General features: G+C 64.4%; 24 protein-coding genes and 1 pseudogene. 15 read left to right on the forward strand and 10 right to left on the reverse strand.

Features of this window, described 5'->3' with window-relative positions; genetic code table 11:
* Nucleotides 1–3: 3 nt before the first annotated feature.
* From yjfF to araA, 5 genes are read left to right on the forward strand one after another with little or no spacing between them, the layout of a single operon-like run.
* Complete coding sequence (gene yjfF, locus AB0P23_RS13130; RefSeq protein ID WP_080731055.1) at nt 4–1,029, forward strand: galactofuranose ABC transporter, permease protein YjfF; 1,026 nt, start codon at nt 4–6, stop codon at nt 1,027–1,029.
* On the forward strand, nt 1,026–2,087 hold the full coding sequence (locus AB0P23_RS13135; RefSeq protein WP_283542418.1) for a LacI family DNA-binding transcriptional regulator: 1,062 nt from the start codon (nt 1,026–1,028) through the stop codon (nt 2,085–2,087). Before yjfF ends, AB0P23_RS13135 begins: the two co-directional genes overlap by 4 nt.
* Nucleotides 2,077–3,750, forward strand: a complete 1,674-nt coding sequence (gene araB / locus AB0P23_RS13140; protein ID WP_206498290.1) for a ribulokinase — start codon at nt 2,077–2,079, stop codon at nt 3,748–3,750. Before AB0P23_RS13135 ends, araB begins: the two co-directional genes overlap by 11 nt.
* Complete coding sequence (locus tag AB0P23_RS13145) at nt 3,747–4,424, forward strand: L-ribulose-5-phosphate 4-epimerase (RefSeq protein WP_032368851.1); 678 nt, start codon at nt 3,747–3,749, stop codon at nt 4,422–4,424. Before araB ends, AB0P23_RS13145 begins: the two co-directional genes overlap by 4 nt.
* Before the next feature lie 36 nt (nt 4,425–4,460).
* A complete protein-coding gene (gene araA, locus AB0P23_RS13150; protein ID WP_363797811.1) occupies nt 4,461–5,945 on the forward strand; it encodes an L-arabinose isomerase in 1,485 nt (494 codons plus the stop codon).
* A gap of 18 nt (nt 5,946–5,963) precedes the next feature.
* On the opposite strand, the gene AB0P23_RS13155 is transcribed toward araA, so the two are convergent.
* The 4 genes from AB0P23_RS13155 to AB0P23_RS13170 form a co-directional block, all read right to left on the reverse strand.
* On the reverse strand, nt 5,964–6,902 hold the full coding sequence (locus tag AB0P23_RS13155) for a TAXI family TRAP transporter solute-binding subunit (RefSeq protein ID WP_206498292.1): 939 nt from the start codon (nt 6,900–6,902) through the stop codon (nt 5,964–5,966).
* Between the two features lie 25 nt (nt 6,903–6,927).
* Complete coding sequence (locus AB0P23_RS13160) at nt 6,928–8,292, reverse strand: MFS transporter (protein ID WP_283542416.1); 1,365 nt, start codon at nt 8,290–8,292, stop codon at nt 6,928–6,930.
* Between the two features lie 123 nt (nt 8,293–8,415).
* Nucleotides 8,416–9,831, reverse strand: coding sequence for a HAMP domain-containing sensor histidine kinase (locus AB0P23_RS13165; protein WP_231578259.1), 1,416 nt, complete (start codon nt 9,829–9,831; stop codon nt 8,416–8,418).
* A 1-nt stretch (nt 9,832) separates the two neighbouring features.
* Nucleotides 9,833–10,492, reverse strand: a complete 660-nt coding sequence (locus AB0P23_RS13170; protein WP_032368848.1) for a response regulator transcription factor — start codon at nt 10,490–10,492, stop codon at nt 9,833–9,835.
* A gap of 172 nt (nt 10,493–10,664) precedes the next feature.
* Between AB0P23_RS13170 and AB0P23_RS13175 the strand changes: the two genes are divergently transcribed.
* The 3 genes and pseudogenes from AB0P23_RS13175 to AB0P23_RS13185 all read left to right on the forward strand — a co-directional run bounded on the left by AB0P23_RS13175 (nt 10,665) and on the right by AB0P23_RS13185 (nt 13,371).
* Nucleotides 10,665–10,952, forward strand: a complete 288-nt coding sequence (locus AB0P23_RS13175) for a hypothetical protein (RefSeq protein ID WP_032372989.1) — start codon at nt 10,665–10,667, stop codon at nt 10,950–10,952.
* A gap of 69 nt (nt 10,953–11,021) precedes the next feature.
* Nucleotides 11,022–12,419 (forward strand): annotated as a pseudogene (locus tag AB0P23_RS13180) (LLM class flavin-dependent oxidoreductase); the annotation flags it as partial.
* A gap of 478 nt (nt 12,420–12,897) precedes the next feature.
* Nucleotides 12,898–13,371 (forward strand): hypothetical protein, encoded by a 474-nt coding sequence (locus AB0P23_RS13185; RefSeq protein WP_032372991.1) that lies wholly within the window; start codon nt 12,898–12,900, stop codon nt 13,369–13,371.
* Nucleotides 13,372–13,396: 25 nt separating this feature from the next.
* Here the strand turns inward: AB0P23_RS13185 and AB0P23_RS13190 are convergent, their stop codons facing one another.
* Entirely contained in the window at nt 13,397–13,963 is a 567-nt protein-coding gene (locus AB0P23_RS13190; protein ID WP_032372992.1) for a TetR/AcrR family transcriptional regulator, read from the reverse strand.
* Nucleotides 13,964–14,042: 79 nt separating this feature from the next.
* Here AB0P23_RS13190 and AB0P23_RS13195 point away from each other — a divergent pair, with 79 nt between their 5' ends.
* The 5 genes from AB0P23_RS13195 (at nt 14,043) to AB0P23_RS13215 (ending at nt 19,068) form a co-directional block, all read left to right on the forward strand.
* Nucleotides 14,043–14,837, forward strand: coding sequence for an SDR family oxidoreductase (locus tag AB0P23_RS13195; protein WP_032364794.1), 795 nt, complete (start codon nt 14,043–14,045; stop codon nt 14,835–14,837).
* A gap of 45 nt (nt 14,838–14,882) precedes the next feature.
* The gene (locus tag AB0P23_RS13200; protein WP_045842023.1) at nt 14,883–15,833 is read left to right on the forward strand and encodes an alpha/beta hydrolase; all 951 of its coding nucleotides are present in this window, start codon (nt 14,883–14,885) and stop codon (nt 15,831–15,833) included.
* A 42-nt stretch (nt 15,834–15,875) separates the two neighbouring features.
* On the forward strand, nt 15,876–16,409 hold the full coding sequence (locus tag AB0P23_RS13205) for a hypothetical protein (protein WP_032372994.1): 534 nt from the start codon (nt 15,876–15,878) through the stop codon (nt 16,407–16,409).
* Nucleotides 16,410–16,458: 49 nt separating this feature from the next.
* Nucleotides 16,459–17,517, forward strand: coding sequence for a GGDEF domain-containing protein (locus AB0P23_RS13210; RefSeq protein ID WP_032372995.1), 1,059 nt, complete (start codon nt 16,459–16,461; stop codon nt 17,515–17,517).
* A gap of 63 nt (nt 17,518–17,580) precedes the next feature.
* On the forward strand, nt 17,581–19,068 hold the full coding sequence (locus AB0P23_RS13215; protein WP_032372996.1) for an FAD-dependent oxidoreductase: 1,488 nt from the start codon (nt 17,581–17,583) through the stop codon (nt 19,066–19,068).
* A gap of 30 nt (nt 19,069–19,098) precedes the next feature.
* Here the strand turns inward: AB0P23_RS13215 and AB0P23_RS13220 are convergent, their stop codons facing one another.
* A complete protein-coding gene (locus tag AB0P23_RS13220; protein WP_032364793.1) occupies nt 19,099–19,506 on the reverse strand; it encodes a DoxX family protein in 408 nt (135 codons plus the stop codon).
* Nucleotides 19,507–19,646: 140 nt separating this feature from the next.
* Here AB0P23_RS13220 and AB0P23_RS13225 point away from each other — a divergent pair, with 140 nt between their 5' ends.
* Complete coding sequence (locus tag AB0P23_RS13225) at nt 19,647–20,933, forward strand: competence/damage-inducible protein A (RefSeq protein ID WP_363797815.1); 1,287 nt, start codon at nt 19,647–19,649, stop codon at nt 20,931–20,933.
* Between the two features lie 9 nt (nt 20,934–20,942).
* Here the strand turns inward: AB0P23_RS13225 and AB0P23_RS13230 are convergent, their stop codons facing one another.
* Together AB0P23_RS13230 and AB0P23_RS13235 are read right to left on the reverse strand one after the other, a co-directional pair.
* A complete protein-coding gene (locus AB0P23_RS13230; RefSeq protein WP_032372998.1) occupies nt 20,943–21,698 on the reverse strand; it encodes an alpha/beta hydrolase in 756 nt (251 codons plus the stop codon).
* 166 nt (nt 21,699–21,864) lie between these two features.
* Nucleotides 21,865–22,560, reverse strand: a complete 696-nt coding sequence (locus AB0P23_RS13235; RefSeq protein ID WP_045842025.1) for an SDR family NAD(P)-dependent oxidoreductase — start codon at nt 22,558–22,560, stop codon at nt 21,865–21,867.
* 101 nt (nt 22,561–22,661) lie between these two features.
* Here AB0P23_RS13235 and AB0P23_RS13240 point away from each other — a divergent pair, with 101 nt between their 5' ends.
* Entirely contained in the window at nt 22,662–23,537 is an 876-nt protein-coding gene (locus AB0P23_RS13240) for a helix-turn-helix transcriptional regulator (protein WP_032373000.1), read from the forward strand.
* A 31-nt stretch (nt 23,538–23,568) separates the two neighbouring features.
* Here AB0P23_RS13240 and AB0P23_RS13245 read toward each other — a convergent pair whose 3' ends face one another.
* Complete coding sequence (locus AB0P23_RS13245; RefSeq protein WP_155289471.1) at nt 23,569–24,948, reverse strand: alpha/beta hydrolase; 1,380 nt, start codon at nt 24,946–24,948, stop codon at nt 23,569–23,571.
* Nucleotides 24,949–24,953: 5 nt separating this feature from the next.
* Nucleotides 24,954–25,442: a nucleoside deaminase gene (locus AB0P23_RS13250; protein ID WP_032373001.1), complete on the reverse strand. Its 489-nt coding sequence runs from the start codon at nt 25,440–25,442 to the stop codon at nt 24,954–24,956.
* Between the last annotated feature and the right edge of the window lie 54 nt (nt 25,443–25,496).

Genomic DNA, 25,496 nt, shown 5'->3' on the forward strand with positions numbered 1-25,496 from the left:
CTCATGACTGCTCCCCCCACGACTACCGCGGCAGCACCGGGCCCCGCGCCCTCGACCTGGGACCGCGTGAAGCGGTACTCCCCACCGTCTCGGTTTCTGCCGGTCATCGCCACGTTCGCGCTGTTCGTCGGTCTGTTCGGACTCGGCGAATTCCGCTACAGCGGCTTCGCCGATCCACAGGTGTTCCTGTCACTGCTGATCGACAACTCGTTCCTCATCGTCCTCGCGGTAGGGATGACCTTCGTCATCCTCACCGGCGGAATCGATCTCTCCGTCGGGTCCGTCGTCGCACTCTCGACGATGATCGCCGCGCGCACACTGCAATTGGGCTGGCCACCGCTGCTGGTCATGGCCGTGGTGTTGCTGTGCGGTGCCGTGCTCGGCACCGTCATGGGTGCCCTCATCCACTATCTGCAGATTCAGCCGTTCGTCGCCACACTCGCGGGGATGTTCCTCGCCCGGGGCCTGTGCTACATGATCGGTGTCGAGTCGATCCCGATCACCGACGACACGTTCTCCTCGATCGCATTCGCCGTCATCGAACTTCCCGGCGGCTACACCATCACCTGGAGCGTGGTGATCGCGCTGGCCACGGTGGCGATTGCTGCATACGTGTTGGCCTGCACTCGTTTCGGACGTTCGGTCTACGGCATCGGTGGCAACGAGGCGTCCGCGCTGCTGATGGGGCTCAAGGTGGCGGCCGTGAAAGTCGGCGTCTACACGATCAGCGGATTCTGCGCGGCGCTCGCCGGCCTACTGTTCTCCTTCTACGCACTGTCGGGCTACAGCCTCAACGCCGTCGGCATGGAGCTCGACGCCATCGCCGCGGTGGTGATCGGCGGAACGCTGCTCACCGGCGGGCGCGGGTACGTCCTCGGCTCGCTGGTGGGAGTCCTGATCCTCGGTGCCATACAGACTTTCATCGCCTTCGACGGAACCCTGAGCTCGTGGTGGACGCGAATCACGATCGGAGTGCTGCTCCTGGTGTTCGTTCTCGCCCAACGTCTGCTGACGGCGAGAAAGAGGTGACCAACACAGGGATCGACGGTAAGGCACCGGTCATGACCGACGTCGCCCGATTGGCCGGGGTATCCCATCAGACGGTCTCGCGGGTCATCAACGGTCAGAACAACTTACGCCCCGAAACCCGCGACCGGGTACAGAATGCCATCGACCAACTGGGCTATCGTCCCAATCGTGCCGCCAGGGCACTGGTCACCAAACGGTCCGCCTCGATCGGAATCATCGGCTCCAAAGGCGGGTTCTGGGGGCCGAGCACCACGCATCGCACCGTGCAGAGCGCGGCACGTGATGCCGGATTCTCCGTCAGCGCAGTCAGTCTCGCAACGCTGACACACGACGAACTCGTCGGCGCACTGCATCACCTGCACGACCAGGGCGTCGAGGGCATCGTGTTGATCGCCGCCACCGACGACGCTGTGGCAGCGGCTCGATCCGAGGAGTCCGTCGTTCCCGTCGTGGTCGTCGAAGGTGACCCCACCACCTCGACCTGGACCGTGGGCATCGATCAGGTCGGCGGCGCTCGATTGGCCACCCGACACCTGATCGAGGCAGGTCACGAACGCATCGTGCATCTGTCCGGACCGCAGGGATGGACCGAATCCCGCGGCCGTGAACAAGGGTGGCAGGATGCGCTCGACGAGGCCGGGCTGGCGTGGACACCGGTCCTGCGCGGCGACTGGTCCGCACGCAGCGGCTACGAGAACGGGCTCCGCCTCGCCGAGGACCACACCGTCACGGCCGCGTTCTGCGCCAACGACCAGATGGCCCTCGGCTTGCTGCGCGCCTTCCACGAGAGCGGCCGCCGTGTGCCCGAGGAGTTCGCCGTCGTCGGATTCGACGACATCCCCGAGGCTGCTTTCCTGATCCCACCACTGACGACGGTCCGCCAGGACTTCACCGAAGTCGGCAGACGCGCGATCGACGTCCTGCGCGCGGCACTGGACAACACTGCCGCACCCGAGGCGCTCATCGATCCTGAACTCGTCGTTCGATCGTCCAGCACCACTGCACCCAAACCGACCACAACCGTTGCACCGCAACAAGGAGAATCGCATGTCCAATGACCGCTACACGGTAGGAGTGGACTACGGCACTCTCTCCGGCCGTGCCGTAGTCGTCCGTGTGTCCGATGGTGCCGAAATTGCATCTGCCGTACACGAATACCGCCACGCCGTACTCGAGGAGACTCTGCCCGGCAGTACCGTACGACTACCCGACGCGTGGGCTCTGCAGGTGCCGGACGACTATCGCGACGTCCTACGCCGCGCCGTCCCCGCTGCGATGGCCGCCGCGGGCATCGCGCCGGAGCAGGTGGTGGGTATCGGGACCGACTTCACCGCATGCACCATGGTGCCGACCTACGCGGACGGCACGCCGCTCAGCGAAGACCCGCGGTTCGTCGATCGCCCACACGCCTACGTCAAACTGTGGAAACACCATGCGGCGCAGGGACAGGCCGACCGCATCAACGAATTGGCCGCCCGACGCGGCGAGAGCTGGCTCCCCCGCTACGGCGGCTTGATCTCCTCGGAATGGGAATTCGCCAAGGCGCTGCAGATTCACGAGGAGGACGCCGAGATCTACGAGGCCATGGACCGGTGGGTCGAGGCGGCCGACTGGATCGTCTGGCAACTGTGCGGAAACTACGTGCGTAATGCCTGCACCGCGGGATACAAGGGCATCTATCAAGACGGCAAGTACCCTTCCGTCGATTTCCTCACCGAGCTCGCGCCCGGGTTCGGTGGGTTCGTAGCCGAGAAGCTCGACCAACCGCTGGGCGAATTGGGCTCGCGTGCAGGCACGTTGACCGCCGAGGCGGCGGCATGGACGGGATTGCCCGAGGGCATAGCCGTCGCGGTCGGAAACGTGGATGCCCACGTCACGGCCCCGGCTGCGGGTGCCGTCGAATCGGGCCGCATGGTCGCCATCATGGGAACATCCACCTGCCACGTCATGAGTTCGACCGTGTTGAACGACGTTCCGGGTATGTGCGGCGTCGTCGACGGCGGCATCGTCGCGGGGTCGTACGGGTACGAGGCCGGCCAGAGCGGGGTCGGCGACATCTTCGGGTGGTTCACCCGCACCGGAGTTCCCGCGTCCTACAGCGAAGCGGCAACTGCCGCAGGCGAGTCCGTGCACGAATACCTGACGCGGCTCGCGTCGGCCCAAGAGGTGGGCGAGCACGGTCTGGTCGCGCTCGACTGGCACAGCGGCAATCGGTCGATCCTGGTCGATCACGAACTGTCCGGCCTGGTCATCGGATCGACGCTCGCGACGCGGCCCGAGGACACCTACCGCGCACTGCTCGAGGCAACGGCGTTCGGTACCCGCGTCATCGTCGAGACGTTCCGCGGCAGCGGCGTTCCCGTCGAAGAATTCGTCGTGGCGGGAGGGCTGGCCCGCAACCCACTGCTGATGCAGATCTACGCCGACGTGCTACGAATGCCGCTGTCCGTCATCGCGTCCGCGCAGGGCCCCGCCTTGGGCTCCGCCATCCACGCGGCAGTGGCCGCAGGCTGTTACCCGGACGTGCCGGTGGCGTCGAAATCGATGGGCAAGGTTCGCCGCGGTGCATTCGTTCCGGACGAGTCCCGGTCGAAGGCATACGACTGGCTGTACGAGATCTACCTGGAACTGCACGATCGCTTCGGTCGGGACGTACCGACCATGCGCCGGCTGCGATCACTGCGTCGCGCAGCCCTGACGAGGAAGCTGGAAGCGAAATGACAGTTGTCGACGATGTTCGCGAGGTCGTCGAGGAGATTCGCAAGGACGTGTGCGCACTGCATGCGGAACTGGTGCGCTACGGACTGGTCGTGTGGACGGCGGGCAACGTGTCCGCGCGCGTTCCCGGTCGAGACCTCATGGTCATCAAGCCGAGCGGCGTCTCCTACGACGACCTGACACCGGGCAACATGGTGGTGTGCGATCTGCACGGTCGAGTGGTCGAAGGAGACCACGCGCCGTCCTCGGACACCGAGGCGCAGGCATACGTCTATCGGCACCTCGACCACATCAACGGTGTGGTGCACACTCATTCGCCCTACGCGGTGGCGTGGGCCGCGCGAGGAGAACCCATTCCGGTCGTGACCACGATGTGCGCCGACGAATTCGGCGGCGACATTCCGGTGGGTCCGTTCGCCGTGATCGGCGACGACTCGATCGGGCGCGGCATCGTCGACACCCTCGCAGACAGCCGCTCTCCGGCAGTACTCATGCAGAACCACGGCGTCTTCGCGGTTGGCCCGTCGGCCCGATCTGCGGTGAAAGCGGCGGTCATGTGCGAGGACGTGGCCCGATCGGTGCACCTGTCATATCAACTGGGACAACCACTTCCCATCCCCCGCGCGTCGGTCGACGCACTCTACGACCGCTACCAGAACGTCTACGGCCAGCGCTGATCAGCGCCACATTTTTCCACGGAAGGTACATTCTCCATGTCCGAAGTATGGTTTCTCACCGGCAGTCAAGGCCTCTACGGTCCCGAGACGCTCGAGCAGGTGGCAGTCCAATCACGGGAGATCGCAGACAAACTCGACGGCGCACTACCGGTATCCGTCGTCTGGAAGCCGGTGCTGCTCGACGCGTCCGCGATCCTGCGGTGCATGCGCGAGGCCAACGCCGCCGAGGACTGCATCGGCGTCGTCACCTGGATGCACACTTTCTCGCCGGCCAAGATGTGGATCGCAGGCCTGGACGCGCTCGATGTTCCACTGCTGCACCTGCACACGCAGGCCGGAATGTCGTTGCCCTGGTCCACGATCGACATGGAGTTCATGAATCTGAACCAGGCTGCGCACGGTGATCGCGAGTTCGGGCACATCGAGTCCAGGGTCGGCGTACTGCGCACCACCATCGCGGGCCACGTCGACAATCCGTCGGTACGGACGCGGGCGGAGCAGTGGGCGCGCGCGGCACTCGGCCGGGCCGAATTGCGTTCGCTGAAACTGGCCCGCTTCGGCGACAACATGCGCGACGTCGCGGTCACCGAGGGCGACAAGGTGGAGGCGCAGCTGCGGTTCGGCGTCTCCGTGAACACCTACGGCGTCAACGATCTCGTGGACGTTGTCGACAGCGTCAGCGAGTCGGCCGTCTCGGAACTCGTCGACGAGTATCGGTCGCTCTACGACATCGCACCGAGCCTCGACAAGGACGGGGCTCGTCACGACTCCCTCCGCTACGGCGCACGCGTCGAAGCGGGAATGCGGCAGTTCCTCACCGACGGCGGGTTCAAGGCGTTCACCACCAATTTCGAGGACCTCGGCGGCCTGCGTCAGTTGCCGGGATTGGCGGTGCAGCGACTGATGGCCGACGGTTACGGCTTCGGCGGCGAGGGCGACTGGAAGACGTCGATGTTGTTGCGCGGTATGAAGGTCATGGCCGAGGGACTGGAGGGCGGTACGTCCTTCATGGAGGACTACACCTACCACCTCGTCCCCGGTGAGGAGAAGATCCTCGGTGCACACATGCTGGAGGTGTGCCCGTCCATCACGACGTCCCGCCCGACACTGGAAATTCATCCACTCTCGATCGGCGGCCGCGAGGATCCGGTGCGGCTGCGATTCACCGCCGATCCGGGGCATGGCGTCGTCGTCGGACTGTCCGACGTCGGTGAGCGATTCCGATTGACGGCCAACGTGATCGACGTGGTCGAGCCCGACGAGGCGCTGCCGAAACTACCCGTGGCATGCGCAGTGTGGGAACCGCAGCCCTCGCTGTCGGTGTCGGCCGAATCGTGGTTGACTGCAGGCGCACCCCACCACACGGTGTTGAGCACCGCCATCGGTCTGCCTGTGCTGGAGGCATTCTCGGACATGATCGGTGTCGAGCTGCTCGCCATCGATTCCGGCACCACGACGCGTGGGTTCCAGCAGACTCTCCGATGGAACGCGGCGTACCACCGACTCGCAGCGAGGTTGTGAGCTGGTAGTGCCCGCCGTCTAACCGTGTCGAGCGCGGTATTCCTCTTCGGCCCCGGGGTGCAGAGGAATACCGCCCGTCATGACCAGTGAGCGTGCGTCGAGAAATTGGCTGCCGATCGCTTGCCCGGGAACCAGGGCCGACGATCGGTCGAGCAGAACGCTCACCAGTGCGGCGACAACTCGGTTCGGCACATCGGGGTGGGCCAACAGCAGATTCGGAATTCCGACGGTCGTCACCTCCGGGTGCGAGCCGTACACGTTCGCCGGAACCGGGACCGCCTCGTACGCGGTACCGAACGCCCGACGCAGGTTCGGAACGAGACTGCCCAGTTCGAGCAACCGGATCTCGCTGCGCGGCTCGGCGAAAGCCGGGGTCGGCAATCCACCCGCCCACATCACCGCGTCGATCTCGTTGTCGGACAACGCGGTCGCAGCCGCCTTCATCGACAATTGAACTTCACGAACTGCATCCGGTCCCGAGACGCCGGCCGCGTCGAGGATCCGATGCGAGAGAACCGTCGCCCCCGATCCGGGCGCGCCGGTACTCACTCGTCGTCCCCGTAGATCACTCGCTGCGAGGATGGTCGAGTCCGCCCGCACAGCGACCTGAAAGTAGTTCTCGTAGACACATCCGACCGCGGCCAGGTCGGTACTCGGGTGGCTGTATGCGGCGTCGATCAGCGTCATCGCCAGTTCGGCACGACCGGAGATCAACGCGTAGAGGTTGTCGAGAGAACCGGATGTCGTGAGCGGCACTACCTCGACCTCCGACATTCCGGCAGCCGCGTCGGACAGCAGGCCGGAGAACTCCCAGAAGAAGCCGCCCACCTCGCCCGCCGCCAGGCGCAGTTGCATCGGCGGGTCCGTGGCGCAGGCTCCCATGGCCACTGCGGTCAGCGACACGACACCGGCCCGCAGAGCTGTTCTTCGAGAGAACAACGCAGCGGGCCGGAGCATGTCACTCACTGTAAGTCGTCACAGGTCACGCGAAGGCCTTGCCCTGCTCCCTGTCGAGGACGGTCTCGGTCTTGTTCCGCAGCACGAAGATGTACACCAGGAGCGAGATGCCGATGACGACGGTCACGTACAGGATGAACCACCCGACGTGCCCACCGTTCTTCGCGGCCTGGTAGATCAACGGAGCGGTACCACCGAACGCGGAGTTCGCCAGCGCGTAACCGAGGCCGACTCCCAATGCGCGGATGTGCGAGGGGAACAATTCCGCTTTGACGATCGCGTTGATCGAGGTGTAGCCGGTGAGGATGACGTAGCCAACGCAGACCAGCGCCAAGGACTGCACCACCGACGTCGCCGACGGCAGGTATGTGATGAGCACGTAGGTGTAGAGCACGCCGCCAACGCCGAAGAAGACGAGCAGAGGCTTGCGTCCCACCTTGTCGCTGATCAAACCGCCGATGGGCTGCAGCAACATCAGGAAGATCAGCCCGAACAGGTTGATCCAGGTACCGGTCATTCCGCGGTCCTCGTACGCTGCCTTGATCATCGAGGGTGCATTGACGCTGTAGGTGTAGAACGCGATGGTGCCACCGGCGGTCACCATGAAACAGATCAGCAGAGCGCGCCAATGCTTTCCGACCAATTCCTTGAGAGATCCGGACGCCTGATCGGCACCGCTACGAACTGCCTCGAGCTGATCCTTCGTCAACGACTCGTCCATGCTGCGGCGCAGCCAGAAGACAACCACTGCGGCGACGCCACCGATGAAGAACGCTATGCGCCAACCGAAGTCCTCGATCTGCTCCCTCTGGAAGAAGACCTGCATGAGCAGCAGTGTGACCTGCGCCAGAACGTGGCCACCGATCAGCGTGACGTACTGGAACGAGGAGAAGAATCCGCGACGCTCACGAGTGGCGGCCTCGGACATGTATGTCGCCGACGCTCCGTACTCACCACCGGTGGCGAAGCCCTGCACCAGACGGCACAAGATCAGAATGACCGCGGCCCATACACCGATGCTCTCCCGGCCGGGGGTGAACGCAATGACCATCGAGCAGGCCGCCATCAGCGAGACGCTGAATGTCAGTGCGGCTCGGCGACCGTTCCGGTCTGCGTAGCGTCCGAAGAACCACGAACCGACCGGACGCATCAGGAACGTGACCGCGAAGATCCCGTAGACGTAGATGGTCGAATTCTTGTCCGCCGAATCGAAGAACTGATTCTCGAAATACGTCGCGAAGACGGTGTAGACGTACACGTCGTACCACTCGACGAGGTTGCCCGACGACCCACGCAGTGTGTTGTAGACGGCGCGACGGGTGGCTGCGGGAGACGAGACCGGCGGGTTCGCACGAGACGAACCAGCGGTCGAAGTGGCCTCGTTGGCCATGGGCAGGTCCTTCCACAGATAGCTTGCGGGTGGGTCGCCGAACGCGTGACGGCAACCGAAGTCCTTCTACTGTGACCCCCAGCACAGCCAGAACCAAGCTGTTTCGCGTTTCCTAACACTCCCTTAGGACAAGGACCCGCTCGAGCCGTGACGCGGGAGCAGAATTCGGACGATCAAACCGGACGGTCGATGAGCGTCGACCTCGAGGCGTCCTCCCACTCGTTCGATCAGGGCCGCGACTATTGCCAGGCCGAGCCCCGTTCCGGCCCCGTGAGCACTTGATGCCCGAAAGAACCGGTCCGCGATCATCGGCAATTCGGCAGCGGATACACCCGGGCCGGTGTCGGTGATCGACACCACGACGTGATCGTCGCCGGCTCGGCAGTCGATGTCGACATCCGCTCCCGAACCGGCGTACTTGGTCGCGTTGCTCAGGATCGCGTCGAGCATGCGCACCAGGTCTTCCTCCGGTACCGCAGCAGTGTGATCGGCTACCGGGTCGGGATCCGCGACATGGACGGTCAACCCGGCCACTGTCAGTGCGCTCGACCAGAATCGGACTCTGTCGGTGAGCACGAACAGTACGTCGCACGCGGTCTCGCGATGCAGGACCGGCGTCTCGGCAGCAGCGAGAACGAGAAGATCCTCGACGACGGAGTCGAGCCGATCGACCTCCAGTGTCGTTCGCTGGTGCGCTTCGGCGACCGATTCGGGCACCCGCATTCCCAACACGTCCAGTCGAATCCGTAATGCCGCCAGCGGGTTACGCAACGCGTGAGCGGTGTCGGCCACCAGACGACGCTGCGCAGCGGTCGCGTTCTCCACATCCTCGGCCATCGCGTCGAACGCACGCGAGAGCGCTCGAACCTCGGGCGGACCGACGTGTACATCCGACTCGAGACGTGGTGCGTCGTCGAGAGGCCGACGATCGTGAAAGGCGTCGCCGAACGATTGGACCCGCATCGACAACGACGTCAGTGGACGAACGACCCAGCGCGACAACGCAGCAGCGATCAGCGCCACCGTGGCCAAGATCAGCAGCGCACCGACAGCGATCACCGCCCACCCGATCGTGACATCCCGGCGGGCCGCGTCGGTGGAGGCTGCGATCACGACGGCACCGTCGACCTGCGTTCCCCCACCGATCGGTGCAGCCACCAGTACCGACGACGGCGACCACGGCGTCACACTCGACGGAAGGCCACCGCGTTGATTGCGTAGCGCACCGGCCACCGCCTGTTGCACGTCCGTACGCGTCGTATCCAGACCCGATGCAGCACGCACCGCTCCGGTGCGGTCGACCACCACGATCCCCTCGCCGTACAGATCGTTGTAGCGCTGCACCGACTCTCGGATTCGAGAATCACCCGACTCGTCCTCCCGGGAGCTCAGTTCCGCGAAATACGTTGCAGCGGCAGCTCGATTCTCACCGAATCGTTGGGCGCGTTCGCGACCCAGCAACAATCCCAGCGGAACCGACAGCGCGAGAACGACGACGGCCGAGTAGACCATCAGCACCACGAGAACCCGGCGCCGCACGTCAGCTGTCCCAGCGGTAGCCGAAGCCGCGGATCGTGGCGATGGTCCCGGGTCGGCCGAGCTTGGCACGCAACGTCGTCATGTGCACGTCGAGCGATCGCGAGATCGCCACGTACGCATCGCCCCAGATCGCATCCATCAGCTGTTCGCGGCTCACCGCTTCACCACGCCGAGTCGCCAGGTGCGCGAGCAGGTCGAACTCTTTGGTGGTCAGCCCGATGTCTCGCCCGTCGACTTCGACACTGCGCCCGACGAGATCGACGACCACGTCGCCCAACTCGAGCCGATCCACCGCCGCATCACTCGTTGCGCTCCGTCGCCGCGCCGCCACTTCCAGCCTTGCGTGCAACTCCCCCAACCGAGCGGGCTTGACGACGTAGTCGTCCGCGCCCGCGCGCAGAGCTCGGACCACCGACCGCTCGTCGTCCCGCGCGGTCAGCACCACCACGGGCACCGAACTCAGGGTCCGCAGCTTACGAAGCGCCTCGAGGCCGTCCATGTCGGGCAGGCCGAGATCGAGGAGAACGACACCCATGCCGTGGTACCCGAGCAGTAGGTCGGCACCGCGGCGCATCCGGACAGGGTCGTGCCCCACCTCGGTCAGCGCATCCACCAACGCGTCGCCGACGCCGTCGTCGTCCTCCACCACCGCTATTCGCATCGCCTCGAGATTAGGCCACCATCCGCTCTCGCACGCTCGGCGACCGTTGGCCAGGCTTCGAATCAGGGTGATTCGAACCGTCGCTGCACGGACTCGGACGGGTTAGCTTCGGTAACGATGCTCGATTCGTGGTGGACGTCGGTCTGCCCAACAGTGAGGACAGTCGCACCGCATGGCGCTCAACAACGGAACTCTGATCCACCTGGTCGCACGAGAGGGAAAGCAGGACGAGGTCGCCGCGATCCTGGGCGAAGCACTCGGATCGGTGGCGCGGGATCCGCAGACCGCGACGTGGTACGCGTATCGAATCACCAACACCGAGTTCGGAATCTTCGGTTCGTCCGAAAGCAAGGCGCCCCTCGGCCAGGACGGCCATCCGGTGCTCACCCGACTGTCCGACGACCTGCTCGCGCACGCGCCGTCGATGCAGTCGTTCGACGTGCTCGCCTCCAAGGTCTGATGTCGACCGACCTGCGATGAGCAGCAGGTTCACCCCACTACTCCGACCAGCTGATCGAAAGAGCCGAACATGAACGCAGGGCCCGACACCGCACGCAAGCAGCTGGTACTGAGCGCTTTCGACATGGCGTGCGTGGTGCACCAGAACCCCGGCATGTGGACCGACGCCGATGACCAGACTCACCGCTACACCGACATCGAGTACTGGGTGGAATTGGCCCAGACGCTGGAAGCGGCGGGTTTCGACATCCTCTTCCTGGCCGACGTCCTGGGGTTCTACGACGTGTACGGCGGCAACCGAGACGCCGCACTGCGTACCGCTGCGCAGGCACCCGTAGCCGATCCGCTGTTGACGATCTCGGCCATGGCCGCGGCGACGAAGACGCTGAGTTACGGTGCGACGGTCTCGTCCACCTACGAGCTGCCGTACAAGTTCGCCAAGACCATGACGACACTCGACCACCTCACCAAAGGCCGGGTGGCGTGGAACGTCGTGACGTCCTACCAGCAGAGCGCGGCAGTCAATCTCGGCCTGACGCAGCAGATCTCGCACGACGAGCGGTACGAGATCGCCGACGAGTTCATGGAGGTCTGCTACAAGCTGTGGGAGGGCTCGTGGGAAGAGGACGCGGTGGTGCGCGACCGCGCTCGTGGCGTCTACACCGAGCCGTCCAAGGTGCACGACATCGACCATGCCGGTAAGTACTTCACCGTTCCCGGTGCGCATCTGGGCGAACCGTCCCCGCAACGCACGCCGTTCCTGTTCCAGGCCGGGGCGTCGGCCCGGGGGCGCAAGTTCGCCGCCAAGCACGCCGAAGCGGTCTTCCTCGTCGGAGTCAACCCCCACGACGTTCGCCCCATCGTCGACCAGTACCGCATGTTGGCCGCCGAGCAGGGACGCGATCCGCGAAGCCTGAAGATCATCATGATGCTCACTCCCATCGTCGCCGAGACCGACGAGGCCGCGCACGAAAAACTGCTGCAGGTTCAGAAGCACGCCCAGGTCGACGCCGCTCTGGCACTGTGGGGCGGATGGACCGGAGTCGATCTCTCGGGAGCCGACCCCGACAAGCCGTTGGACCAGTTCCGAGGCGACGGCATCCGTGCGTTCAGCGACATGCTCACTCGGGTCGACAGCGAATTGGTATGGACACCACGCAAACTGGCGGAGTGGCTGTGCGTGGGCGGCATGAGCGCGAGCATCGTGGGCTCACCGAAGACGATCGTCGATCACTTCGAGGAGTGGATCGAGATCGCCGACGTCGACGGCTTCAACATCGCTCGCGTCACCAACTTCGAAACCTTCCGCGACTTCGGTGAATTGATCACCCCCGAACTCCGTCGCCGCGGATTGATTCCCGACACCAACCGAACCGAGGCCACCTCCCTGCGAGAACTCGTGCTGGGGCAGCCGCGTCTGCGTGACGACCATCCCGGCGCGGCCTTTCGGCCCGCCGCGACGACCGGTCCCCGTCCGGCCCCGCCGACGACCATTCGCGTCGCACCCCGCAACGTCGGACTCCTGGTCACCCTCACCGCGAAACCCGACACGGCAGACGCCCTGGAAAACTGGCTCACCGAGATGCACGCGCACGCAATCGACGAGCCGGGCACCACAACCTGGTACGCAATCAAGTTGAGCGAGCACACGTTCGCGATCTACGACACGTTCCCCGACGAGGACGGCCGACAGGACCACCTGCACGGCAGCATTGTGAAGTCCCTCCGCGAACGCCAGCAGGAGCTTCTGGCCGAGCCGCCGACCATCCGTCAGGTGGACCTGCTCGCAGTGAAATCCTTGTTGACGGTCTGATCGACGAACGTCAGCGGCTCATCTCACCTACTGTTCTTCGAGGGGGAGCACCGGGTTTCAGGGCCGCGGGTCTGCGGGGCGGCCGAACATAATTCGGTATCGCCCCAGCGCGCTCGTATGCCAGCCTGAAGCGATGGAATGGCAGGCTTTCGAATGCGTCGAGGAGTGGCGTCTTCCGTTCGTCCCGGACTCCGGTCACGGCGCACCCACTCGGATCGTCGACGCGTGCGGTGCCGTGGGGCGTGATCTGTACTGCCGCAAGCACGGCAGCGAACAGCACATCGAGCGGTCGGAATGGACGATCGCACTGATGGAGACCGGGCACTGCCATGTCGGGCTCGAACCCGTCCCGCATCACCGGAGGCCCGCCCTCGAGCAGTTCCGAGGCTTTTCGTTCGGCGCGTTGCATATCGATCAAACGCTCGCCGAGGCCACGGTCGTCGTTGCCGACTCGGTGCAGGGCGAACTCGCAGGCTATTACCCGTTCATCCAGTGGCCGATCCAGGAGAAGCGACTGCTCCTGCCGGTGGTGCGCGACGGAACGGCCGTGTGGCGGGACCCGCGGACCGACCTGACAGTTGCCGAGATCGGCCTGCTGACCGACTGACCACGAGATCCACAGCGCACCAGAGTCATTCGGTAGAGCTGGTACGCGAAACAGGCGGTATGGTCGCGACCAATCGATCGATCACCGAACGGACGACCTCCGGAGCCGGGGCGTGCGTCAGCAATCCCTCCACGACGAACGTCCCGATGCGCAGCATCGCATCGGCTTCGGACCCGGACAGTCCAGCCTTCTCGATATCGGAAGCGAACAACGATTCCGCGAAGTGGTGGAAACCGTTGTGCCAGTGTTCGATTGCTGCCGACTTGGCAACTCGGTCGTGCACCGTCGATACCAGAGGGCCCACCCTCTGCAGTTGCTCCACGAGCCAGACCAAACGGTCGGCCAGGGATCGATCCGCGACGGTCGCATAATCTGCCGCGTCCTCGGCCGCGATAGCGGTCAGCACTGCGACCAGGATGTCGTCCTTGTCGTCGAAGTACCAGTACACGGTGTTCGGGGTGATCCCGACAGCTTTCGCCAGACGGCTGATCGATGCGCGCTCGAAACCGTCGGATACGAACATCTCGCGGGCAGCGGCGACGATGTCGTCGCGCTTGCTCTCTCTGTCGTGTAGTCCGCGATTCTTGGGCATGTCCCGGAGTTTATCTTGAATGCCATTCAAGACTCTGCTACCGTTCTTGATGACCGTTCAAGAGATGGAGACGTGGCAGATGTCGAACACCGGACGCACAGCCCTGATCACCGGCGCATCCGCAGGCATCGGCGCGGCCTTCGCCCGTCACCTCGCCGCCGAGGGACACAACCTCGTTCTGGTAGCCCGTCGCGAGGATCGGTTGACTGCACTGGCAGACGAGCTCACCACGCGCCACAGCGTGCGGTGCGACGTGGTGGCCGCCGACCTGGCCGATCGCGACGCTCCCCGCGCGATCATGGAGCGCACGCGAGCCCTGGGTGTCGACATCGACATACTCGTCAACAATGCTGGAATGTCGGGGAATTCGAAGTTCGCCGACGCTCCATTCGAGTCGCTGGCCGCGGAGATCCAGGTGATGATCACGGCGGTGACCGAACTTGCTCACCTCACTGTTCCTGGCATGAAAGAGCGAGGATACGGACGCATCGTCAACCTCTCGTCGCTGGCGGCCCTCCTTCCGCCCGCAGCCAGTCTGCTGTACACCGGCATCAAGTCCTACGTACTCGACGTGTCGCAGTCACTCGACATGGAGCTGCGTCCCCACGGCATTCACGTCACCGCGCTCTGCCCGGGCTTCACGCACAGCGAGTTCCACGACGTCATGGGAACCAGGGAGGCGGCCACATCCAAGCTCCCCTCGATCCTGTGGCAGAACCCCGAGGACGTCGTTCGCGAGGGATGGCGCGCGGTCGAGAACGGCACTCCGGTGTGCGTGCCCGGGTTGGTCAACAAAGCGACTGCTGTTGCAGCCAAACCGATTCCGACACGTATCGGGTACTACCTCGGCCGGACACTCAACCCCTTCAAGTAGCGAGTCTCGATCCATACAGTCTTTGCTGAACAGAGGAACAATGGCATGATCACCGACGACCACACCGGTTTCACCCGTACCGAGACGTCATTCCACTCGAACGGAGTTCGTTGCGCCACTACGGTTTTCCGGCCACGCAGCCCGGCCTCCGACCGTCTGCCGGTGATTGTCATGGCCCACGGGTTCGGTAGTCCCCGAGCCATGCGCCTGTACGCCTACGCGGAGCGTTTCGTCGCGGCCGGTTACGTGGTGTGCGTCTTCGACTACCGGTTCTTCGGGGACAGCGAGGGCGAACCGCGCCAGTTGTTGGACGTGAACGAACAGCTCACCGACTGGCGAAACGCAGTCGACTTCGCTCGCGCATTAGACGGAGTCGACGACAATCGGGTCGTCGGCTGGGGGACGTCGTTCGCCGGTGGCCACGTACTGACGTTGGCGGGCAACGGGGTTCGATTCGCAGCCGTCATCGCCCAGGTACCTCACATCGACGGCATTGCTGCCGTTCGCGCAACCGGATTGCGACAGGCTGTGCGGCTGGCACCGGCCGCCATGTCCGACGCTGTGCGCGCTGCCCTCGGCCGATCGCCGCGCTACGTCGACAGCGTCGGACTACCCGGCCAACGAGCCGTGATGGTCTCGCCCGACGCGATGAAGGGGCGTGACCGTCTCGTCCTCGAGTCCGGACTGTCCGACGGCGACTACCCCGAAACCGTCGCTGCACGAATCCTTCTGAAAATCTGGCGCTACTCCCCCGGGAGAACGATGTCACGTATCGACTGCCCCACTTTGGTGCAGATTGCGTCCGAAGACACAGTGACCCCGGCGTCCGTCGCACAACGCGCCGCGGCGAAAGTTCGCGGTGCGACGGTTCGAACCTACGTAGGCGGTCATTTCGACCCGTACGTGGAGCCGCTGTTCTCCTCGGTGATCGGAGATCAGCTGGCCTTCCTCGTCGATACTGTGCCCGTGCAGCTCCGGGCTGTCCCCTCCGCCTGACCGCACGTTCGGTGCACCCCACAGTTCTCGGATTGGATCACCATGCCCGACGGCGCGAGCAGCTCCGAACTCTGGCTGTTGCGAACATATTTCGGTGAGGACGACGACGCAATCTGGACGTCCTTGACGGAGTCGGCGCGCAGCACACGATCTGCCGTCCCGGGTGCCGAGCTGGTCGTGTCGTCGGACCGAACACAGTGCCAGCAGCGTATTCGACGGGTCGTCGCACGACTGGCGACGCGCGCCGAGGCGAACGACGGACTGTATGTTGCGCTTGCCGACAAGCAAACGTTCGCGCGCCCGGATCGATCGCTGCTCACCATCGACTGTTCGGCGGTTCCGCGCAACGCCGAACGCATACCCTCGACTCGAATGACTCCGGACAGTGCCTTCCGGTTGGGCATCGACGGGCATGTACCGAAGCTCGAAGCGGCCCGGTTGTCGAAACCGAAACAGGCGACTACGTTTCACCACTCCGAGCCACTCGCCGCCGACCTCGCCGACCGTGTCGGGGAGGCAGTCCGAGCCAGTCTGCGCTGGCGATCGGACATGACACGAGACGGTTTCGGTGGGTAGACATCGGGACTCACCGGCAAGACGTGCGCCCACCGAGCGACCGGCCGGCATGCGGGCGAACGACGAGACACCCGACCCGCTGCTGCGGACGGGGGTTGTCGTTCAGACTCTGCTGTTCGGGCTGCTCGGCATCGGCACCACGTTCACGCAGGACGGCCCCACCGAAGGACTCGGCACCGTACTGACCTACGCCGTGTGCATCAGCACGATTCCCGTCGCCCGGATCATGAGCAAAGCCGAATTCGGGATGGACTGGTGGTCTCGCCGCGCACCCGTCAACAACTGGTTCGTCGTGTATTGCGAACTCGGTGTCACCGTGGTGACGGCAACCTACGCTGATCCTCTAGCAGCGCTTCAGGGTGCGATGCTTCTCGCACTGGTCGGTGCGTACGCCGCGCACTTCGCTCGACCGAAAGTGATCTGGTTCCACGTCGGGTGGAGCACGGTGTACATGCTCGTACTCGGATCTTCAGCGCTGGCGAAGACCCCTACCGACGCCGTATCGGTCGTCCTCCGAGTCGTCGTGGCCATCACGGTGATCAACGGCGCTGTCACGCTGCTGTCGGCGTTCTCACGAGCAGTACTCCACTCCTCTCGGGTTCATCTGTCCGACGCGATGACCGACCCACTGACCGGAGTGCTGAACCGGCGAGGCCTGGAAGCCAGAGCAGTCGGTGCCGGCAACGACCCCGTTCGTCCGGCCTTGTTGCTGATCGATATCGACCACTTCAAAGCCGTCAACGACCACCACGGCCACTCCGCGGGCGATGTCGCGTTGAGGCTGACGGCAATGCGATTGACCATGAGCGCCGGCCGACACGCGACGGTCTCACGACTGGGCGGCGACGAATTCGTCGTCCTCGTCCCGGATCCGACGCCGACGCTCGGCGAATTCGCCGAGCGCCTTCGACAGGCCGTCCATAACGTCGCAGACGACATCCCGATCACCGTCAGCGTCGGTGCCGCACTGCCACAGGTGGATCCACGCTCCACCCGCACCGTGTTCGACCGAACACTCGCCGCCGCCGACGAGGCTTTGTATCGCGCGAAACGCAACGGCCGCAATTGCGTCGCTCTTGCGCGTCCGCCCGGCGACATCGTTCACTGACGACGGCGCACTGCCTCTTGGTTTTGCCGGGTTTCGCGACGACGAAGGCGGGAACTCGGTTGTATGCCGCCCAACTCACTCTGGCTCGACCGACCCGACCGCACGCCCTACCGCGCGATCGATTTCAGACAGAAGTACGACACCGTGGTCATCGGGGCCGGACTCACAGGTTTGGTCACCGCCCTGCTGTTCGCACGAGCCGGAGAACGCGTCGCGGTGCTCGAAGCCCGCACGATCGGTGCCGTCGCGACGGGAAACACGACAGCCAAGATCAGTGTTCTGCAGGGCACGAAGCTGTCGTCGATAGCGTCGAAACATTCGCACCAGCAGGTGCGGCGTTACGTGCAGGGCAACACTGCTGGGCAGCAATGGCTGCTCGAATACTGCGCGGAGCGGGGTATAGCGGTCCAACGCGAGACGGCGTACACGTACGCCACGACCAGCTCCGGTCTCACCGCCGTTCGCGATGAATTGCGCGTCGCTCTCGGTGCCGGACTGAACGCCTCCTACGGCACCGACACCGAACTTCCCTTCGATGTCGCCGGTGCCGTGTCTGTTCCGGACCAAGCTCAATTCGATCCGATGGACGCCCTCATTGCCCTGGCCGAGGACGCCTCGAGCGCGGGTGCGGACATCACCGAAGGCACCCGAGCACTCGGTGTGAGACGAAGGCTTCGTCACGTCGACGTCAAGACTGATCAGGGTCCACTCCGCGGGTCGCGGGTCGTCTTGGCCACTGGCACACCCATTCTCGATCGCGGTGCATTCTTCGCTCGAATGGAACCGATGCGGTCGTATGCCGCCGCGTACGAGATCGACGGCGACGTTCCACGCGGAATGTACCTCTCGGCCGACTCCCCCAGCCGATCGATCCGGTACGCGCCCACCCCGGCCGGCGATCTACTCCTCATCGGTGGAAACGATCACGTCGTCGGGCGCGAGTCTTCTCCGCAGGCACAGGTGAACGACCTCGACGAATGGACCGCAGAGAACTTCCCCGGAGCCCGACGACGATACAGATGGTCCGCGCAGGACTACGGGTCGATCGACGCGCTGCCGTACGCCGGACCACTGCTGCCCGGCGACGATCGCATCTGGGTCGCCACCGGGTACGACAAATGGGGAATGACGAACGCCGCGGCGTCCGCGCTCGTTCTTGCACAGCGGGCGTTCGGCGGTCGAACCGACTGGGCCGGCGCGTACGACAGCTGGAATCTGCGCCAACTCACCGGCATCGTCGACGCGATCCGTATCAATGCCAACGTGGGACTGAACATGACGAAAGGATGGGCGAAGCCGATCACCGGGGGCTCGAAAACCCCACTGGTCGAGGGTCAGGGCCACGTCGAGCCCGGCATCGCACCGAAGGCTGTCTGCACCGTCGACGGCGTCACCCACCGCGTGTCTGCGGTGTGCCCGCACCTCGGCGGCATCGTGGCGTGGAACGATGCCGAAAAGTCTTGGGACTGCCCGCTGCACGGTTCGCGTTTCGCTGCCGACGGCTCCGTGTTGGAGGGTCCCGTCACGTCGGGTCTGAATCCGTTGTCCTGACCCTTTCATATGTCGACAGGCGGCGTCTCGCTACCGCACTATCGGCATGACCTGACGCACCTTCGGATCCCGTAGGTACAGCGCACCCCATGCAAGAATCCCGACGTAGACCGCGAACAGGACCGTGCTGAAGAGCGGCTTGTCGACCCGCCAGTTGGTGAGAACGGCACCACCGAGATAGCCGGTCAGGAGAACGGCACCCAGAAATGCGGTGCGCGGCACCACGTACAGCACCAAGCACACCAGTAGCACGACGCCGATGACGGGCGTCATCTCGTCGCGCAGCCCCAATTCCACCGTCGCGTCTTTCACCTGCTGCACATTCAGCAATTTGCCGACGATATCGAAGATCAGAAACAGCGCCAGCAGGCCGGTGAGGACCCAGCCGACGCGCGCAGCGGTACGTGACGTGGTTGCAGGAGTGGTCGTCGTGGTCATGATGTTCTCCGATGTTCGAGATGCACGATGTCGCCGGTATCGACTGCCGTCGGTACGGAAACTCACCGCGGCCCCGGATTCGGTGTCGATCGAACCACCGTCACGAGTCCACTCGAACCCGGTGACAGTAAAGTCGAAGAATGTCAGTGCGAGCAGGTGTTGTGGTCACGGGAACCGAGGTTCTTTCGGGTCGGGTGTCCGACAGGAACGGCCCATGGGTCGCCCAACGTCTCTTGGAACTGGGCGTCGACGTCGCCCACATCACCGTGTGCGGGGACAGGCCCGATGATCTCACCGCACAACTTCGCTTCCTCGCCGATCAGCGTATGGACCTCATCGTCACCACTGGCGGGTTGGGGCCGACCGCCGACGATCTCACGGTCGCGACCGTTGCCGCGCTGTACGGTCGAGAACTTCGGCTCGACGTCGAACTCGAGGAGCGCATCAACACAATCGTTCAGCGTTGGCGGAGTCGCCTGAGTTCCTCGCCCGATTCGGAGCCCCTTCTCGCGGGCATCCGCAAACAAGCCATGGTTCCGGAAGGCGCGCAGTCCATTTCGCCGACCGGCACTGCTCCCGGCGTCGCGATACCAGCGAGTGACTCCGGGATGCTGCCTGCGGTTCTGATTCTGCCGGGCCCACCGCGCGAACTACAGGCCATGTGGCCCGAAGCTGTCCAGACAGCGCCGGTCTCGCGAGTGTTGGCCAGGAGTACCGCGGTTCGCCAGGACACCATCCGCGCGTACGGTCTGTCGGAGGCCGACCTCGCGGCGACCTTACGAACAGCGGAGCGCGAGGTAGCGGGATTCGGCGACCTCGAGATCACCACCTGCCTGCGTCTCGGTGAACTCGAAATGGTGACGCGCTATCCAGAATCAGCGGCGGCCGCATACTCCGACGTCGCAGCACTTGTCGAGAAACACTATCGCTCACAGGTCTTTTCGACCGACGGATCCACTATCGACGACATCGTGGCGCGTCGCTTGACGGGCCGTCGCATCGCAACGGCAGAATCGTGCACGGGCGGCATGATCGCCGCGCGTCTCACCGACCGTGCCGGGTCGTCGGCATATGTGATCGGCGCGGTGGTGTCGTACGCAAACGAAGCGAAGACCGAGCTTCTCGGTGTTCCAGCCGAGGTCATCGAGCAGCACGGAGCCGTGAGCGAACCGGTGGCTGCACTGATGGCGGAGGGCGCGTTGAACCGGGTGAGCGTCGACATCGCTGTCTCGACCAGTGGCATCGCGGGCCCCGGCGGTGGCACCGAACTCAAGCCCGTCGGCACCGTATGCTTCGCGATTGCCGTCCGCGATCAGCCGACCGTCACCCGGACACTTCGACTGCCCGGTGACAGGGCAAGTGTGCGTTCGCTTTCCACCACCGCAGCGATGCACATGCTCGCCGACGCCCTGGAGCCGACGGCCTGATTCTTGTGGTCAACGACCGACGATGGACTCCTCGATCGTCTTCGCCACCAGTGCCGCATCGTCGATCATCGGCACATGGCCGACGTTTGCCAGCGGGACGAAATGCGCCCCGGGTAGCCTCTGACGGGCCGCAGGGACGAAATGTTCGGGCGGGAAGATGCGGTCTCCACTCGACCACGCCACGGTGACGGGGCATGGCATTTCGGTGAACGGTGCCACGCTCTCGCGGGTGTTCAACAGGTCGTGAGCCGCATCGCATCCGACGAGGTCTTCGAATGATGCGGCAGCCTGCTGGTGCGTCATCTGCTTGCCGCGCAACGCAATATCACGCATGGCGAGCTGGCGAACGAACCCGAACCTCATCAGCGGCGGCATCAGTGAGCTGGTGGCGTCGGCCAGCTTCTTGGTTCGGATCAACGTCGCCCGACTTTTACCCGGATCGGCGTCGGGCTCCCAGAAACCGGCGGGCGAGAGCGCGCACACCGAACGGGCCCGGCCTCTGCGAGCGAGCTCGATACCCATCCACCCTCCCATCGAATTGCCCGCGATGTGCACGGTGTCGAGACCACGATCATCGAGCAGCTGCTCTGTCACATCGGTCAGAGCACCGATGCTCGCGTGATCGAGACGACGTCCACCGCGATGACCCGCTGCGGTCGGGACGAGGAGGTCGTAGTTCCTCGCGAGCAGTGGTGCGACGGTGTCCCACGCTCGAGCCGACATCGTCACTCCGTGCAGCAACAGAAGTGGAGGTTTGGTGCTCATCGTTCTTCTCATTTCCTGAGGTGGCACGTCTGTCGGCGCAGTCGTCCGAACACCGGTGAACTGCCTGAGCCCGACAGGCTACGTCACCCGGGTACCGGATTCCGTGCACTCGAAGCGATCGCGGCACGGGAGAACCGCCCAGACGGTGCAATCACCGATAACCGGCTCACCAGCTGACGGTTCCGTGGCGGTCGATGAACCGCCCGGATCCGTGGCCGGGCCCTTCGGTGGCGAGCTGCACGATGGCGTCGGTCCCCTCGGTGACGGTCTGCGGCCCGCTGTTTCCGTTGAATTCGGTTGCGGTGTAGCCCGGATCGGCGGCATTGATGCGAATGTCGCTCAGGCCCTTGGCATACTGCGTCGTCAACATCGTGACAGCCGACTTCGAAGCGGTGTAGGCCGGAGCAATCACGCTGGATTCGACGCGAGACGAATCGTGTGTCGCCGCGAACGAACCCATTCCACTGCTGACGTTGACGATGACGGGATCGGTGGAGCGGCGCAGTAGTGGAAGGAATGCTGTTGTGGTGCGGACGATTCCGAGGACGTTGACATCGAGTACCGACTGCACATCCTCGGCGGTCAGTTCTTCGACGGCGCTGTGCGGTCCGGGAATGCCCGCGTTGTTGATCAGTACGTCGACAACCCCCTCCTGCCGTTCCACGTCCGCCGCTGCCGATGCGACGGATTCGGCATCGGTGACGTCGATCCGAACGAACCGAGCACCCAACGCTGCTGCGGCATTCCTACCCCGCTCGGCGTCACGTGCTCCGAGGATCACGGTGTGGCCCTGATCGATCAGTCGGCGCGCGGTTTCGTAACCGAGGCCCTTGTTTGCTCCGGTGATGAATGTGATGGTCATGCCCCCAGTGTTCAGGTCGACCGGCGCGTGTTCCAGGCACGCCTGGACGGTAGGACAATCGGTACCACCCTCACACCCGCTCGAAGAGTGACAATGGAGTCGTGACCTCGACAACGGACGGACTCGGCGCGACGATCAGATCGTGGCGTGATCGACTCTCACCCGATGCTGTCGGACTGACGACCGGACGATCTCGACGGGCCACGGGGCTCCGACGCGAAGACCTCGCCGATCTCGCGGGCATTTCCGTGGACTACGTCGTGCGGCTCGAACAGGGACGAGCGACGACACCGTCGGTGCAGGTGGTGTCGTCCTTGGCGCGGGCTCTTCAGCTGACTCTTCCCGAGCGAGACCATCTCTACCGCTTGGCCGGCCACATTCCGCCGGTCGACGGGACTATCTCCGACCACATCCCGCCTGGGGTCAGGCGGGTTGTCGGCCGACTCTACGAGGGTGCGGTTGCCGTCTTCGCCGCCGATTGGCAACTGCTCTGGTGGAACCGGAGTTGGGCTGCGCTGGTCGGTGATCCGTCGACCGTCTCGTACTCCAAGAGAAACTTCGCTCGTGACTGTTTCCCCGTCGGCACGGATGCACCCGGAATGTCCGCATGGCCGGTGACGCCGTCCGGCGGCGACGGGTCGGTCCGCGCGGCAGTCGTTTCAGACCTTCGGCGGGCCACCGGGCGGTTTCCCCGAGACTCGAGACTGAGAGGTCTGATCGAAGAATTACGCACCGGCAGTACAGAATTCGAGTCTCTGTGGTCGGTCGGTGCTGTCGGTTCACATCGCGAGGATCACAAAGTGGTCCACCATCCGACCGTCGGACCGATCACCGTCGACTGCGACGTACTCACCGACGGAGACGCGGAGCTGAAAATCGTCATCATGACAGCCGCCCCCGGATCGGAAGACGAAACGAAACTCCGGTTGGCCGCCGTTTCCGGGTCCGTCGACCAGCTGCGGTTGCCAGTGCAGTAGCGGCCAGTCGAGTGCGTCAGCGACTGCTCTGCTATCCGACGATGCCGCGGAGGAACTCGATCCTGAGCCGGTTGTACTCCTCGGTCCACTGCGAGCCCGTGGTCATGAACGCATGCGGGAGGGCCGCCTCGTTCTTGCTGTACAGATTCAAGCGATTGGCAACGCCCATTCTGTCCAGCTTCGCGCTCAGTTCGGCCGCCTGATCGGGGAACGTGCCGGTGTTTCCGTCGGCGATGAAGCTCGGCGGGAAGTCGGAGGTGGCGTTCTTCGTGACGTTTGCGCGCGCCAGCCAATCGGCATCGGTGGTGTCGAGGTAGCTGCGCGCACCTATGTCATACAGAAAGCCGTTCGACGGACTCGGAGATTGCGGCGAGCCGGCCCGCCCCACATCGAGGACTGCACTGTCGAACACCAAGGCCTTCAGAGCGCTTCGATCCATCGTGGGTTCGATGCCCAGCGCACGTGCGTAGTCGGGGTTGGTCCGAACATTGGCGTAGCTACCCACGATCTGACCACCCGCGCTGCTTCCGGCGAGCACGACGCGGCTCATGTCCAAGCCGTATCGGTCGGCGTTCGTTTCCAAGAACTGTAGAGCCTCACCCAGCTGGATCGTCTGTGTGGGAAAACGGTATTCCGGTGCGAAGGCATAATTCACCGACACCAGGTTGAAACCGGCAACGAGTACGGGGCCCGCCCCCGACGCGAAGTACGGGTTGTCCGTCCCGAGTTCGGAATCACCGTCTGCCTTGTCCCCCGCTATCCATCCCCCGCCGTGCACCATGACGTACGTGGGACGGCTGACCGACGGATCGTTGTCGGCGATGTAGATGTCGAGAAACGAATTGGGAAGCGTCGAGCCGTATTCGATGTCACTGGTGCGACCTGCCCCGTTCGCTACCGACGTCGCTGTCGGCCCGGCAGGAGCGAAAGAATTGCTGTCCCCCAGGGCCTGCAGCGCTCGAACCAGCGGTGCCGGACTGGCGGCCGTAATGATCGTCACTGCGGAAACCACCAACGCAATCGAGGCCGCGAGGCCGGCCGGTACGGCGAGAATCACCCGGCGAGTGCTACCCGAGGAGCCCGCCCACGCCGATCCGAGCAGAAAGAACCCGAGCGCAGTCCCCGCAGTTGCGCTCACGACCCACAGCGCGTGAAAGGGCGTCACCAACCAGGCGACCTGAGCGACCACGGTCACTGCACCGAGCGAAGTTCCTACGGCTACATGCTTTCTGGCATCGGACGCGACGAGACAGGTGGCCACGACGGCCACGACGACGACCCAGAATCCCACCGCGAACTGCTGACGGATCAGAAGACACTGGAGCCACGCGAGTGCAACACCGATACCACCGGTCATCACGAGTGCCGTTGTCGACGTTCTCGTTCGGCGGCCTTCGCCGATTTCGCTCACCTTCGCTACGCCGTGGACGTGTGACGTTGCCTGTGCAACTCACGGACAGCGTCGCTGAACTCGGCGACCGGCCCGTCGACCACTGCTCCCGGCACGACCTGTGTGATGGTGAGCGGCGTGATCGCGAGCGGCGCAGCACCGAATTCTTCCAGCCACGTGAGCAATTGGGCTGTCGAGGTGGCGTAGACGATACGTCCGAGCCCAACGATTCCGTGGCTCGCCGCGCACATCGCACAGTGCTCACCGGAGGTGTATACCGTCGACGATCGTCGCTCACTGGGGTTCAGATTGGTCGCAGCCCACCGTGACAGAGCGATCTCGGGGTGCTGGGTGGGATCGTGTCGATCGCCGACGCGATTGCGGTCCTCCGCAAGCGCTTCACCGCTACCCGACACCAGCACCGAACCGAACGGATCGTTGCCCGTACGCACTGCGGCCGCCGCCAGATCCACAGCACGCGCCAGAAATGCACGGTCGTCGGCGGAAATACTCATGCCGCACCACATGGTGCGTCGACGATAGAAGTGTCCACACCTCGACCGTACCGG

It is taken from the genome of Rhodococcus sp. NPDC077669, from assembly GCF_040686915.1.
GTDB classification, from domain to species: Bacteria; Actinomycetota; Actinomycetes; order Mycobacteriales; family Mycobacteriaceae; genus Rhodococcoides; species Rhodococcoides fascians.